At 63.1% G+C, this 13,120-nt stretch carries 14 protein-coding genes, 1 tRNA gene and 1 pseudogene; 8 read left to right on the top strand and 8 right to left on the bottom strand.

Annotated features, from left to right (window positions below):
• Window positions 1-69: 69 nt before the first annotated feature.
• Together XarbCFBP7408_RS14165 and XarbCFBP7408_RS22790 are read right to left on the bottom strand one after the other, a co-directional pair.
• Entirely contained in the window at window positions 70-1,995 is a 1,926-nt protein-coding gene (locus tag XarbCFBP7408_RS14165; RefSeq protein WP_104563497.1) for an asparagine synthase family protein, read from the bottom strand.
• A gap of 19 nt (window positions 1,996-2,014) precedes the next feature.
• Window positions 2,015-2,170 carry a hypothetical protein gene (locus XarbCFBP7408_RS22790; protein WP_181106632.1) on the bottom strand — a complete coding sequence of 52 codons (156 nt, stop codon included), beginning with the start codon at window positions 2,168-2,170 and terminating at the stop codon, window positions 2,015-2,017.
• A 268-nt stretch (window positions 2,171-2,438) separates the two neighbouring features.
• Here XarbCFBP7408_RS22790 and XarbCFBP7408_RS14160 point away from each other — a divergent pair, with 268 nt between their 5' ends.
• The 4 genes from XarbCFBP7408_RS14160 to XarbCFBP7408_RS14145 all read left to right on the top strand — a co-directional run bounded on the left by XarbCFBP7408_RS14160 (window position 2,439) and on the right by XarbCFBP7408_RS14145 (window position 5,313).
• Entirely contained in the window at window positions 2,439-3,197 is a 759-nt protein-coding gene (locus XarbCFBP7408_RS14160; RefSeq protein WP_104563496.1) for a class I SAM-dependent methyltransferase, read from the top strand.
• Between the two features lie 72 nt (window positions 3,198-3,269).
• Complete coding sequence (locus XarbCFBP7408_RS14155; protein ID WP_104563495.1) at window positions 3,270-3,551, top strand: PqqD family protein; 282 nt, start codon at window positions 3,270-3,272, stop codon at window positions 3,549-3,551.
• A 149-nt stretch (window positions 3,552-3,700) separates the two neighbouring features.
• Complete coding sequence (locus tag XarbCFBP7408_RS14150) at window positions 3,701-4,495, top strand: HPr kinase/phosphorylase (protein ID WP_258072133.1); 795 nt, start codon at window positions 3,701-3,703, stop codon at window positions 4,493-4,495.
• The gene (locus tag XarbCFBP7408_RS14145; protein ID WP_104563494.1) at window positions 4,492-5,313 is read left to right on the top strand and encodes a sulfotransferase domain-containing protein; all 822 of its coding nucleotides are present in this window, start codon (window positions 4,492-4,494) and stop codon (window positions 5,311-5,313) included. Before XarbCFBP7408_RS14150 ends, XarbCFBP7408_RS14145 begins: the two co-directional genes overlap by 4 nt.
• Here the strand turns inward: XarbCFBP7408_RS14145 and XarbCFBP7408_RS14140 are convergent.
• From XarbCFBP7408_RS14140 to XarbCFBP7408_RS14125, 4 genes are read right to left on the bottom strand one after another with little or no spacing between them, the layout of a single operon-like run.
• Window positions 5,288-5,821, bottom strand: coding sequence for a GNAT family N-acetyltransferase (locus XarbCFBP7408_RS14140; protein ID WP_258072132.1), 534 nt, complete (start codon window positions 5,819-5,821; stop codon window positions 5,288-5,290). The two genes, XarbCFBP7408_RS14145 and XarbCFBP7408_RS14140, sit on opposite strands and share 26 nt — an antisense overlap.
• Entirely contained in the window at window positions 5,821-6,408 is a 588-nt protein-coding gene (locus XarbCFBP7408_RS14135; RefSeq protein ID WP_104563493.1) for a phage tail protein, read from the bottom strand. The genes XarbCFBP7408_RS14140 and XarbCFBP7408_RS14135 overlap by 1 nt, the downstream gene beginning before the upstream one ends.
• Window positions 6,409-6,432: 24 nt before the next feature.
• Window positions 6,433-6,984 (bottom strand): phage tail protein, encoded by a 552-nt coding sequence (locus XarbCFBP7408_RS14130; RefSeq protein ID WP_104563492.1) that lies wholly within the window; start codon window positions 6,982-6,984, stop codon window positions 6,433-6,435.
• 24 nt (window positions 6,985-7,008) lie between these two features.
• Window positions 7,009-7,548, bottom strand: coding sequence for a phage tail protein (locus XarbCFBP7408_RS14125; protein ID WP_104563491.1), 540 nt, complete (start codon window positions 7,546-7,548; stop codon window positions 7,009-7,011).
• 340 nt (window positions 7,549-7,888) lie between these two features.
• Here XarbCFBP7408_RS14125 and XarbCFBP7408_RS14120 point away from each other — a divergent pair, with 340 nt between their 5' ends.
• The 3 genes and pseudogenes from XarbCFBP7408_RS14120 (at window position 7,889) to XarbCFBP7408_RS23430 (ending at window position 10,627) form a co-directional block, all read left to right on the top strand.
• Window positions 7,889-9,106: a nucleotidyltransferase domain-containing protein gene (locus XarbCFBP7408_RS14120; RefSeq protein ID WP_104563490.1), complete on the top strand. Its 1,218-nt coding sequence runs from the start codon at window positions 7,889-7,891 to the stop codon at window positions 9,104-9,106.
• Window positions 9,107-9,577: 471 nt separating this feature from the next.
• Window positions 9,578-10,030, top strand: a complete 453-nt coding sequence (locus XarbCFBP7408_RS23190) for a phophatidylserine decarboxylase associated domain-containing protein (protein WP_258072131.1) — start codon at window positions 9,578-9,580, stop codon at window positions 10,028-10,030.
• 268 nt (window positions 10,031-10,298) lie between these two features.
• Window positions 10,299-10,627: pseudogene (locus XarbCFBP7408_RS23430) on the top strand (phosphatidylserine decarboxylase).
• Here XarbCFBP7408_RS23430 and XarbCFBP7408_RS14100 read toward each other — a convergent pair.
• Both XarbCFBP7408_RS14100 and XarbCFBP7408_RS14095 read right to left on the bottom strand, forming a co-directional pair.
• A protein-coding gene (locus XarbCFBP7408_RS14100) for an IS3 family transposase (protein ID WP_258072130.1) occupies window positions 10,593-11,680 on the bottom strand; the annotation gives its coding sequence in 2 pieces (ribosomal slippage) (window positions 10,593-11,428 and window positions 11,428-11,680; 1,089 coding nt in all). The pseudogene XarbCFBP7408_RS23430 and the gene XarbCFBP7408_RS14100 overlap by 35 nt on opposite strands.
• A gap of 212 nt (window positions 11,681-11,892) precedes the next feature.
• Window positions 11,893-11,969: transfer RNA gene (locus XarbCFBP7408_RS14095), tRNA-Arg, on the bottom strand.
• Between the two features lie 234 nt (window positions 11,970-12,203).
• Between XarbCFBP7408_RS14095 and ubiA the strand changes: the two genes are divergently transcribed.
• Window positions 12,204-13,109, top strand: a complete 906-nt coding sequence (gene ubiA / locus XarbCFBP7408_RS14090) for a 4-hydroxybenzoate octaprenyltransferase (RefSeq protein ID WP_104563489.1) — start codon at window positions 12,204-12,206, stop codon at window positions 13,107-13,109.
• The last annotated feature ends 11 nt before the right edge of the window (window positions 13,110-13,120 follow it).

Genomic DNA, 13,120 nt, shown 5'->3' with positions numbered 1-13,120 from the left:
CGTTGCGCTGTCGATCGCGGCGCAGCCTTGGCGCGGGCTGTATGCCCACGCGGCGGTCGCTGATCGCGATCAGCGACCGCCGCGCTCGTGCCAGGCCAGGAAGCCGCCGGTCTGCAACCCATATACCAGCATCTGTAGATAGGCCTCACGTTTGGACTCAGCGGCCTGAGCATCGCGCGGCCAATTGTCCAGCAATCCTTGCAGTCGCGGCAGGTCGAGCACGCGCCGCGCCAGCGCGGAGTCCTGCAGCGTGTGGAGTTGCTGCTGCATGCTGGCGCGCCGCGCGCTCAGGTGCGCGAACCAGTCCCCATGCTGCACGCCCACCTGACGGTTGGCGGAAATTTCCGGAGGTGCGCCGCGTGCGGCGAGCAACCGACGCGGCAGCGATCGGCTGACGCCATCGCGCAGGAACTGATCCAGCGGCAGGCTGCCGAAGAACTCGATGACGCGCCGGTCGGCGAGCGGCATGCGGATATCCACGCCAGACATTGCGCGAAGCACCCCATAGGTCTCCATCGCCACGGCATCGCTCAGGAACCACTCTCGCCGCACCGCGAGCGAAGGATGGTTGGCACGGAAAAGAATCCGGTGGCGGCTCATTTCCAACGTACGGCGCAGATCCAGCTCTCGTGCAAACTGGGGATTCAGAGCGGCGTTGCACATCCATATGTCGGCGGGCAGACCATGCCAGCGCCGGATAACCGCGATCGGCATGAAAGGGCGCAGCACGTGGCGCTGCAGCGCCTTGCGCACGCTCAACCCTTCGGTGGCCGCCAGCGCACGCGTCTGCATCAGCAACGTGCGCCACTGGCGGTCGCGGAGCAAGTCCGGCAACCGGGACAAGCCGTCATTGCTGAAAAACGCATTGCCTAGCTCGCCACCGATCAGGACGCTGCAGCCGCACGCCTCCATCTCACGATAGAGGGGAAAAAACCAGGCCATATTCAGTGGGGAGCGCGTTGGCTGCGCACCTTCGCGCAGCCAACGCTCAGCATCGTGTTCGCCCCAGTCTTGGCCATCGTCGCCGACCATGTGCCAGTCGATGCCCGGATGGCTGGCGGCCAGCAAGCGGGCACGCGGCGATTCGTCATAGTAGTGGCGTGCGTTGGGCGCTGCAGTCGCCGCCTGCGGGAACCGCGTGAAAGCAAGAAGTGGCGCAGCGGTGTGTTGACGCGCGGCGGAAAGAGCGACCGACGTACTATCGAGGCCACCCGTCAGGCACATGGCGACACGACCGGGCGCACGCAGGGAGTCGGCAACGGCCAGATCCAGTACCTCAGCGGCGGCCTCTTCGACCTCCTCATCGTTGCGCAAATGCAAGACACCGGCTTGCGGCAGCGACCACCATCGCTGCACGCGCGTCCATTCCTGCGTCATGTTCAGGACATGTGCCATCGGCACCCGGTCGATAGAGCGATAGATCGTGCGCGTCGCCCGCGTTCTGTCCATGACGAGTTGCCCGGCCAGCGCCTGCTCATCAAGATCCGAGGGAATCTCCGGCAACGCCAGCAGCGCCCGTAAACGGGTGGAAAACGCGATCAGGTTCGGGCCACGATGCACGAACAACGCGCGGATACCCACTGGATCGCGGGCCAGCAACAACCGGCGCTGGTCGGGCCGATACAACGCAAGCGCAAAGGACCCATGCACACGTGGCAACGCGTCGATATCCCAACGCTGCAAGGCCTCCAGCAACAAGGCGCCATCGGGACTACAGCTGCTGGGAGGCTCACCTAGCGCGGCGGCGAGCTCGCGGCGCGCGGCCAACACGACATCTGCGGCAAGGACTGCCCCGGTCCCGCCCACCCATGGCATCGCTTCGCAGGCGTCCTCCGCTGTGAAGTAATGCTGGCGATGGACGATCGCTATATCGCCACCGTGCCAGACACGCCGCGAGCCGATTCCGCGTGCTTCCAGCGCTTGATCGAGACGCACCACATCCACGGCGGAGACAGGTGCGCCGTCGAGACGCCACACCCCCGCGAAATCGCTCACCTTGATCGACTAGACGGACTCAGGAACCGGTCCCGTTTCCCACGCCATCGTTCCCTGCGTAAATATTGTTGGCGGTCTCATCGATGGCAAGGAACGACACCACCGGTGTCGCCCATACCTTGCGCTCGGTCTGCGAGGAGGTATCGGACGCTACTGCCTGATCATTCTCGTACATCGCACACTCCCGTTTTTTGTAAAGTCGCCGGCAGCTCGCGTACGCGCCGCCCAGCACAGCGCGCAGTGTCAACCGCGTACGTCCCACGTGTCCGGTAGCACGCTGTGTCGTTGATGGCCGCTACCGGCTACGCTTCAAGCAACATCCCCGCTGCAGTCTGGCTGCTTGTTCCATGACCGATGGTAGTGCCAATCCTATCCGATGCGCCAATCATCCTGCTGCGGCCGGCCAGGTCCATTCTACTGCTCTTTGCAGATTCCACACATAGATGAGCCGACTTCTGCCCCATTGGCGCAGGTTGGCCCACTTCTCGTGGGCGAAGCAGCTGTATCGCGCGCTGCGCGACCGTGAAAGCCGAACGTATACCTGGCTGCGCCTGACCTCGGCCGCGTCCGTTTTCCAGGATTACGGCACTACCGCCATGGATCGCTATCCCACGTTGTTTGCCTTTGCGCAGGACACCTTGGGAGCGACTGGGAACCTGCGCCTGTTGTCGTTCGGCTGTTCCAGCGGCGAAGAAGTCTTCACATTACGCAGTTACTTCCCGGAAGCTGCCATCACGGGATTGGATATCCATCCCGGCCATATTGCGGCCTGCAACCTCCGGCTTCAAAGGCAACCGGACTCTGCCATTCAGTTTCGCCTGGCTGGCAGTACGGCGCGTGAAACCGCCGCGTCCTACGATGCGATCTTCTGCCTGGCGGTCTTGCGCCGCGGCGATCTGGCTTCACACCAGGGCGAACGTTGCGACCACTTGATCCGATTCGAAGATGTGCAGGCGCAGTTGCTGGACTTCGCCCGCTGCCTGCGCCCTGGCGGATTGTTGATGCTGCGGCACGCAAATTTCCGCCTTCGAGATACCGCCGCAGCGCGCTGGTTCGACCCAGTCCTCCGCCTTCCGCTAGCTGCACAAGCGGACACCCCGCTGTTCGGCCCAGACAATCGACGCCTGCCCGTTCAGTCAGATGACGAGGTGGTGTTTCGTCGCCGCGAACACCCAAGTGACCGGGTCGCTGCTGGCGTTTGAGGCCGCCCTATGCTCCTTCCAAGGAAGACGTTTCCCGGTTAAGGTTTCAACTCCTCAAGCGGATGACTCGCCATGCGCATCGATCCGAACGCCTTGATCGTGCAGGCGCCTGGTTGCCTGGCTGCGGAAATGGGCGAAGAGCTGGTGGTCATGAACACTGAGCGCGGGCTGTATTTCTCGCTTGACCCGATAGGCAAGCAGATCTGGACGCATCTCGCATCGCCCTGCACATTCGTCGCGCTGTGCGACCGGTTGTGCGCCGACTACGCGACGACACGATCCAGGATCGAGACCGACGTAGCGTCGTTGCTGGAAACCTTGCGCGGCGCTGGCACTGTCGAGATCCGCGCCTGAACAGCAGTTGCAAAACTTCGGCATCACTGTCAGCGGCGGAACCTCTGCGTGACTACTTGCTATGCGGCTGGCACGTGCGCAGCACCCTGCTACTTCCTGAGTTGCCGCACTGGCCGGCGTCGGTGACTGCAAGCGACACCTCGGACGTGGTGATCGAGGAAGCGCCACTGCCAAGCCTGCTTGATGCTGCCGATCCCGCCGACACCTGGCTGAGCATCGGAGCAGACGGCTCGGTGTTGCTGCAGGTGCCAGATCTGGTCCGCATTCTCGTGCGCGGCGGGCGTTCGATTCAGGTACAGCGATTGCGCCAGGACGATGAGAGCTGGCGGCTGTTCCTGCTCGGCTCCGCACTGGGTTACCTCTGCCTGCAGCGCGGCCTGTTCCCGCTGCATGCGGCCTGCCTGCGCATCGGCAACCGCACCGTGGCCATCGCCGGGCATAGTGGCGCCGGCAAGTCCACGCTGTCGGCAGCCCTCGTCAGGCGCGGCCATGGGTTGCTCAGCGATGATCTGACCGTCATCCGCACTGAAGGCGACATCGAGGTGTTGCCGGCCTTTCCACGCCTGAAACTATGGCGCGATACGCTCGATTCCCTGCAGATGCCATGCGTCGGGCTTCCGCAGGTGCGCAAGGGGATGGACAAGTTCGATCTACGCCCGCAATCGGGATTCGACCCCACCCCGGCTCCACTGGATGCGATCGTTATCCTGAAAGAGGCATCAGAAATGAGCATGCAGCGCCATTCCCCCAGTGCCGCGCTGCCCTTGCTGCACAACTACCTGGCGCGGCCAACGGCCGCCCTGCGGCTCGGCCTGCGACCGGCGACTTTTGCCCAGGCCGCCGCCATCGCACGTCAAGTACCGGTCTGGCACCTGCTGCGTCCGTTGCGTTTTGATGCACTGGACGACGGCGCCGAACTGATCGAGACACACCTGGGAACATGAGCCAGCGCGGCATCATCTGGCTGGCGTCGTATCCAAAATCCGGCAACACCTGGGTGCGCTGCCTGATCTCCAGCCTGCAAACGGGCGCAGCCGAAGTGGACCTGGATAGGCTCGGCAAGAGCCTGCCGCCTGCGGCCTCGCGCGATTGGCTCGAGCAATTCGTCGATGTCGACAGCAGCGATCTCACATCGTCCGAACTGCACCTTCTGCGCAACAGCGCTTATCGACAATGCGCAGCGCAGTCGCTTGAACTGCTCAAAGTACACGACCGCTACGACCCGACGCTGTTTCCAGCAGATGCGACGCTCGCAACGATTTACATCGTGCGCGACCCACGCGACATCGCGCCCTCCTGGGCCGACCAGATGAGCATGGACGTAGACGCCGCCATCAGCCAGATGCGCGACTCACGCATGACCATGAGCCGCATGGGCCGCTCGTTTTATACACAGACACCACAATGGTATGGGTCTTGGTCAGGACATGTCGCGTCGTGGCTGCAGCAGGCGCCAGGGCCGCGCCTAATTCTGCATTACGAAGATCTTCTGGCCCAGCCCTTGCGCGAGACGACACGCCTGGCGACGTTTCTTGGGCTGCCTTCCGGCTCGTCGCATGTGGCACGCGCTGTCGCCGCGTCCCATTTCGAAACGCTACGCAGCATTGAGGACCGTCGCGGATTCGCCGAACGCCGCCGTGAACAGACGCGATTCTTTCGCCAGGGCCGCGCCGGCGCCTGGCGGTCCGCGCTCACCCCGGAACAGGCCCAACGCGTGGCCTCCGACCACGGTGTCGTCATGGACTGGCTTGGCTACCGCTAACGACAGGATGCCAGACCATGTGCCAGGAGATACCCGCATCGGCAAATTCCTGGAAGCCGAGCCGCTGGTACAAGTTGACCGCAGGATTGCCTTTTTTCACTTCAAGCAGCACACACTGTCCCTCGGCGCGCGCCTGATCCAGCACCGCGCTGATCAGCAGCGTTCCGACTCCCTGGCTCCGCTGATCGAGCGACAACAGAATGTCCAGCACACGCAGCTCGCCCTTCTCCGTCGCCGCCAGATAGAGACGACCAATCACTCTCTCCCGGAGCGCCAGGACCAAAAACAAGGCACCAGGATGCATGCGGAGGTAATGGCGGCGCTGCGCCTCGAATTGTTGATCGAGCAATGCGGCCTTTGCCGCATCGTCCCACGGCAACATCGCAAATTCGCCCCAGTGCTCGCGGCGAAGCAGCTCGCGTAGCGCGGGTAGGTCCGCCATGCCCTCGGGACGGATCGCCATGCCCTGCGCCAGCAAGGGCGCAGGGCAGGCGAAGTGCAGCGGCATCACGGCCGGGGTGGATAGATGCCGTCCGTGGCGCAGATGCAATAGCGCACCGTGGTGAACGGTTGGCGATTCTCATGCGCCTGTACTGCTGCTGCGGTGGAAGGAAAAGGCGCCAACGCATTGGGCGACATCTGCGCCACAGGCGTCGACGTCGCTAACGCATACGCGACATACGTCTTTTTCGGCGTGAGGGTCAGGTTCAACAGACGCGCGATGTAAGCGGACGAACCCGGCATATTGACCGAGCCACCCGGAGCGTCTACAGGCCCAAGGAACTTGCTGGAGATGGTGTGCGTATGGGCCGGCAATTGTGAGGCAGAAGCCAGCGCAACGGAATCGGCACCCTGCAACTGACCGATGGTGCAGTTGCTCAAGCCCGGCCCCTGTCCCTGGCCGGTAACGGCGCGGCCGCGCAGATCCGGCAGGCCGAACGTGCTCTGCTTGTCGCCCCCGTAGGTAAAGCCGATCACCCCGAACAGTGCTTGATACTGATTGATGCTGACCGTCTGCCCCATGCAGTCGAGCCAGCCTTCCGGCGCGAAGTTGTAAGGGAATGCGCGCACTTCCCCGATGAAGCTATTGGACATGTCGAACTCCTTTGCGATAGCCGGTCAGGGCCGCTGCGGATAGAACCCGTTCAGGCAGATCAGATAGCTCAGCGTCTGCGCCGCCATGTGGTTGTCGTGGGGCTGACTGGCTCCACTCACGCTCACCGCGGTGGCCGCCAAGTTGGTTACCGGCGGGCTGCTCCCCGTGGGCGGAACGAAATAGAACACTTCCGCATTCTGCGGAACGGCAAGCAGATTGTTGCTCGGCGTCAGCGCAGACGCCGGTGCGGTCGATGCCTGCAGGGTATGACTGTGCGCCGGCATCTCTGCCGTCTGCAGGGACACCGTCGCGGTGCCGAACTGCTGACCCAGCACGCGTGCGGTCAACTGCGGCGTTTGCGCACGCGCGACGCCCTGCCCTTGCGAGACCGCCACGCGGCCGCGCAGATCCGGCAGGTTGAAGGTGGTCCTACCATCGCCGCCGTACGTGGTACCGATCAGCGAATACAGCGCCATGTAGGTGGTGATCTGCAGCTGACGTCCATCGCAGAACGCCCAGTCCTGGGGTTCGTAATCGCCGGCAAACAGAATGATCTGACCGATGTAGGCATCCATGGTGTGGTTCCTTTATGGCCCGCTTCAGGGGCGCTGCGGGTAGATGCCGACCGTGCAGATGCAGAAATTCAGCACCAGCGATGGCTGCATGTTGTTGTGGGCGGCACCGGCGCCTTCCTGGCTGACGGAATCCGCCGCCAGACCGACCAATGTGCCGCTTGGCGCATACAGATTGTGCGGGGTCGGTGTCTGCGCAAAGAGTCCGCTACCGTCCAACGCGCCGGTGGTGGCTGCCGCATCGATCACATTCATGGCGTGCATATGCGGCGGAACCTGCGCCGCGGTCAGCGCCACGCCCTCCAACCCACCATAGGTGCCCACCACGTAGGACACCGGCGGCGAGGTGAGCGGATTGATACCCTGGCTGACGGGGACACGACCGCGCAAGTCCGGCAGATTGAACGTGGTCTTGCCGTCGCCGCCGAACTGGTTACCGAGCAGCGACGCCAGCGCGACGTTGCTGTTGATCTGCAGCTGGCGGCCATCGCAGGGCAGCCATCCGGCGGGCGCCCAGTCGATCGGAAACAGGCGGATTTCACCAACAAATGCATCGGTCTCATTCATGGAGCGGCTCCTCAACGATCGGCAATATCAAGCGCATGTGTAAGATACCTGGGATTGACCCAAGCCATCGCGGCAACCTCGCGCACCCCCTTCCGCTACGCGCATGAGCAAGCCGCGACACGGCAAATGCTGTGCTATTAATAGCGCGGGGTATGCACAGCGCATCGGCGCTGGGCCGGCATGACAAACACGGCCGTCAGGCGGCTCAAAACGATGCGCATCGATTACCACTTCGCTCAGTGTCCCTCGCAATCCGCAAACGCGGATATGGCCCCTGGCAGCAAACGTAGCACAGGCCACAGACGCGCTAAGGTGCGCGCGTTCACCACTTGCGATTCTCGTGCAACTGCGCGCTGAAGTGCATTGCACCCTAACGGTTGAGAACGCTTGTGCGACGTGGTCGTCTGCGTTCGGCTACATTCTGTCGCTATGGCGGCAACACGATCCTGCTGCTGCAGCACTACCGGCGGCGGCATCGCCACCCGATGTGGTTTCCTTCGAACATTCGCTTGCACAGCATCGAATGGCATTGGCGTTACCTGCGGCCGACATCCTGGCGGCCAGCGTTCCTGTCGCAATACGCGAAGCACTGCGGCGTCGGCAGCAACGCATGCTGCTGCAGTCATTGCAGCAAACGGCCGCCATCCGCGAGATGGTGACTGCGCTGCAGCAGGCGGGCATCCGTTGCTGCCTGCTCAAGGGATTGGGGTATGCCGCGCAGTTTGGCCAACTGCATCGCCGCGAAGCAAGCGATATCGATGTGCTGATCGAGCCGCATGCCAGCCAACACGCGCTGTCCGCACTGAGCGCGTTGGGCTATGTGCTGCAATCGGACGCCGCACTCGATCCAACGGAATATAGCCGCTACAACCATGCCCTACCGCTGCGTCATTCCGAAACCAGGGTGGTGCTGGAATTGCATCTGCGACTGGCCAACCACGAGCACCAGTTTCCGCTCAGCAAACAGGTCTGGCGCGATCATCTCACCACAGTCGTGTTGGGCGGGATGCATGTGCCCACGCTGTCGCAGCCAGCAGCTGTGGTCTATGCCGCATTCCATGGCACCAAGCACCACTGGCATCGCACCTTCTGGCTGGTGGACATGGCGCAGGCGCTTGGCAGTGCGCAGCTGGACTGGGGGGCGGTCCTCGCGCTGGCACGCCGACTTGGCGTGGAGAGACAGCTGGCGCTGAGTGCGCTGCTGGCCGAAGCAAGTCTGGGAATCGCGCTACCCGCGGCGCTACGGCAGCAAACCACTTTGCTGCACAAAGCCCGACCGGCCGCCGCTGCGCTGTTACCGTGCATGGATGCGATCGGGTCCGATCGCGGTGCGGATCTGGCGGTGCGGATCGGACTGTTTGCCTACATCAGGCACCTGCTGTCTCTGCAATCGACATGGCGCGGCCGCCTAAACGTGCTGCCGGGATTGCTCTTTCCCACCGACATGGATCGCCAGGCCGTGCCTCTGCCCCGGTCCTTGCATTGGGCCTACGTCGGTGTGCGCGTGGCCCGGTTGGTCAGACAGCATCTGATCAAACGACGACACCTGCAGGAATAGCGCGCGAGATCTGGAAGAGGCAGACATTGATGCGCAGATCGATGCAGCAGCGCTCGCAATCGTATTGCCGTGCGTTGTGCGCCTGCCTGCTACCACCAGGTTGAGCATCGCGTCGCACACGCCGGAGAGCTTTCGCAGTTGGCTATCGGGTGCAAGCCCAAGCGAATCCCCCATTGCAGGCCGAACCTTCCTGGCGGTTCGCCGTCACCGCTACCGGGTCGGGATCGAGCCGCTCATTGATTGGCAGTTCTTTGGCCTGATGCCACGCGGCGTGTCGTCCACGCACGCTCATCGAATGCGCGCAGGCGGCGGCACGCCGCACCGGACGAACGGAGGGCGAGCTGCACGCCCTGCTTGCGCTATAGCTGCCCACTGCACAGGCATCGAGCTTGGTAGTGCTCAGGTCTGCATCAGCAACTCCCGAATTCGCCGACATGTAAGTCTGCCCCTCACCCGACCAGGACATCCGCCATGCCTAGCGTTACCACATCGTTGATGGACGCGCACTATCAACGCAGCTTTGGCGCGTTTGCCGGATACCTTCCGGAAGATCGCAGTGGGCAGGCCGCGTGGCATGCGGATATTCGCCAAAAAGCTACCCGACTGCGCAGCGACCAAGGATCTGGCTACGCCAACCAGGCAGTGCAGAATCTGGCCGACCTGATCGAGGCCAATGGCATCGTGCGGATGTATGTCACCGAGGCCATCGACCAGACGAGCGCGTTTACGAAAAACATCACCAGCATCCAGGACATGCTGGCCCAGCTCGATGTCATTTGCACCACGGCGCCCGAATACAACGTCAACAAAAACGCACACGTACTGTTCCCGATGTCAGCGCTGTTTGTCGGCATGATGGCAACACCCGCGGGTAAGGCGCTCTTCCGCCTCGATTCGTTCAATGAAGCGCTCAGGGCCATCTGAAGGCATGGGCGGCGTATCTCGACAGTCATGCCAGCTGCTGGGTGCTTAACCGGGATCCCAACGTTGGCTGGTTTGGTACGGCAGCCATCGCCGAATTCAAGCTTGCCGATTTCGTCATCGACTGGGATGCAAAGCACGGCGGCTTTCAGTCCTACAACGCTTTTCTTCATCGTGAAATCCAGGCCCGTTGCCGCCTCTGGCTGGAGAATACGATGCCAGCATCATTACCTCGCCCAACGACGGCACGGTGTATCACATCGCAACTAACATGCAACAGAGCGCCGTGTTCTGGATCAAGGAGCAAAGCTACTCGCTACAAGACATGCTCGCCAATCCAAGCCAAGACGTATTGCAGCGTCTTGTGGGGGGGGGGCGGTGGTGCAGATTTTCCTAAGCGGCGCGGACTATCACCGATGGCACGCGCCAGTGGATGGCGTTGTCCCTATAAGAACATCGATGGCCTGCTCTTCAGCGAGAACGAAGACAATAGCTTCGATCCCGACCCAGGTGCGACATCGCAGGTCTATGGAGCGGCGGTCAACAATCGCGACATTAAGTGGAGCTATGCGGCCATCGCCAGCTTCATCGCCGGCGTGATGCCACCGAGCGCCATGTTCGGGCGATCGTGGTTGTACGTCCAGAGCCAGCGCGTGGCCTGGTCCTGTACCTGCTCGATGGTGTCGAACAGGATTCGGGCGAGCCAGGCGTAGCGGACGGTGCGGTTGCAGCGCTCGACATCGGCGTTCTGCTGCGGCTTGCCCGGCTGGAGATGCTCAATTCGGATGTTGTGCCGCTGCGCCCAGGCTAGCAGCGCGCCACTAATGTATTCCGGGCCGTTGTCGCAGCGAATGGTGCGCGGCTTGCCGCGCCATTCGATGATCTGCTCCAGCGACCGGATCACGCGGGCCGAAGGTAGCGACAGATCGACCTCGATCCCCGGGCCTTGGCGATTGAAGTCGTCCAGCACGTTCAACAGCCGGAAGCTGCGCCCGTCGGCCAACTGGTCATGCATGAAGTCCATCGACCAGACCTGGTTGATCGAATCGGGTACGGCCAGAGGCTCCGGTCGCTCCCGTACCAGACGCTTCCTCGGCTTGATCCGCAAATTCAATTCCAGCTCCCGGTAAATGCGGTACACCCGCTTGCGGTTCCAGCCAAAGCCTTTGACGTTGCGCAGGTGCAGGAAGCACAAGCCGAAGCCCCAGTCGCGATAGGCCGTGGTCAGCCGCACCAGCCAGTCGGCGATCCGTCCGTTCTCTTCACTCGCCTTGGCCTGGTAGCGGAAGCAGGTCTGGCTTACGGCAAAGGTCTGGCAGGCGTGCCGGATACTCGTTTGCCCACCTTCAACTGCCCATCGGGCCATCTCCCGGCGCTGAGATGGCCTCACCATTTTTTTGCCATCGCTTCCTTCAGCAGGTCGGCACTGAGTTGGGCCTCGGCATACATTTTCTTCAGGCGCCGGTTCTCGTCCTGCAGTTCTTTGAGCTGGGACATCAGCGATGCGTCCATGCCGCCGAACTTGCTGCGCCACTTGTAGACGGTGGCTGAGCCGATGCCATGCTCGCGGCACAACTCCGGCACCGGCGTGCCGGCTTGGGCCTGCTTGAATACGGCGATGATCCGGCTGTCGGTGAAGCGGGACTTTTTCATGGAACCTCCTCGGGAAAGACTACGAGAAAATTCCACTTCTGACGCCTGCTAACCTGCGGGGGGGATTACCGGGGCCGGTGCCCCATCTATGCCCCCGATCGACCTGGATTTCAATGGATGAGGGTGGACCTTGACGGACCTACGGACAACAAAAAACCCCCGATTTCTCGGGGGGGTTTTGGACCTTCTTGGATGTCCCTGGAGGGTTCATCTGGTGCGCCCGGAGGGATTCGAACCCCCGACCAATGGCTTCGGAAGCCACTACTCTATCCGGCTGAGCTACGAGCGCCTGGTCGGGCATTATGCCAGAACCACGACCGTGCGCGTGACGCCCGCAGCGCAGGCCTGCAAATGGCCAGGCACCACCGGGTGCCGAACGGGGCCCGGCCCCGGCCCGGGCCCAGCGCCTGCGCCGACCGGCTCGGCGCGACCTCGCACAGCCGCCCGGAAGGCTGGGCGATGCACAGGTCGACCATCAACCAGCGCATGACCGCAGCCGAGCCGCGCTGCTACCCTTTGCAGCATGAGCAAGCATGGTGTTGAACCGCTGCCGACAGCGCCCGCGCTGACCTGGCCGCAGCGACTGGGGCAGTACTGGAAACTGGTCCGCGGCGATCGTCCGATCGGCAGCCTGCTATTGCTGTGGCCCACCTGGTGGGCGTTGTGGCTGGCCGCCGGTGGCCTGCCGCCGCTGTGGACGCTGTTCGTGTTCACCGCCGGGGTCTGGCTGACCCGCTCGGCCGGCTGCGTGATCAACGACTATGCCGACCGCTGGCTGGACCCGCATGTGGAGCGCACCAAGTCGCGTCCGCTGGCCACCGGGGCGGTGTCCGGACGCGAAGCGCTGTGGGTGTTCGTGGTGCTGATGCTGGTGGCATTCGCGCTGGTGCTCACGCTCAACTGGCTGACCGTGGCCCTGAGCGTGCCGGGCGTGTTGCTGGCCGCCAGCTATCCCTATCTCAAACGCCACACCCACCTGCCCCAGGTCTATCTGGGCATGGCCTTCGGCTGGGGCATCCCGATGGCCTTCGCCGCGGTACAGGGCAGCGTGCCGCTGCTGGGCTGGCTGCTGTATGCGGCCAATATCCTCTGGGCCACGGCCTACGACACCTGGTACGCGATGGTCGACCGCGAGGACGACATCCGCATGGGCAGCAAATCCACCGCCATCCTGTTCGGCAGGTTCGACCTGGTCGCGCAGGGCCTGCTGTATGCATCGATGTTTGCGGCACTGGCGCTGGTCGGCCTGCGCGCCGGTCTCGGCATCGCGTACTGGGCCGGACTGGGCGTGGCCGCGCTGCTGGTGGCCTACGAGTTCCGCATTGCCCGCCACCGCGAACGCGGCCCCTGCTTCCGCGCCTTCCTGCACAACAACTGGGTGGGCCTGGCGATCTTCGTCGGCATCGCCGTAGCCCTGGCAGTGCGCTGACGCGCAGATAG

This window comes from Xanthomonas arboricola pv. guizotiae, from assembly GCF_002940205.1.
Lineage (GTDB): Bacteria > Pseudomonadota > Gammaproteobacteria > Xanthomonadales > Xanthomonadaceae > Xanthomonas > Xanthomonas arboricola_C.
The sequence above is the reverse complement of the archived record's forward strand: the minus strand, read 5'-3'. Positions and strand labels throughout refer to the sequence as shown.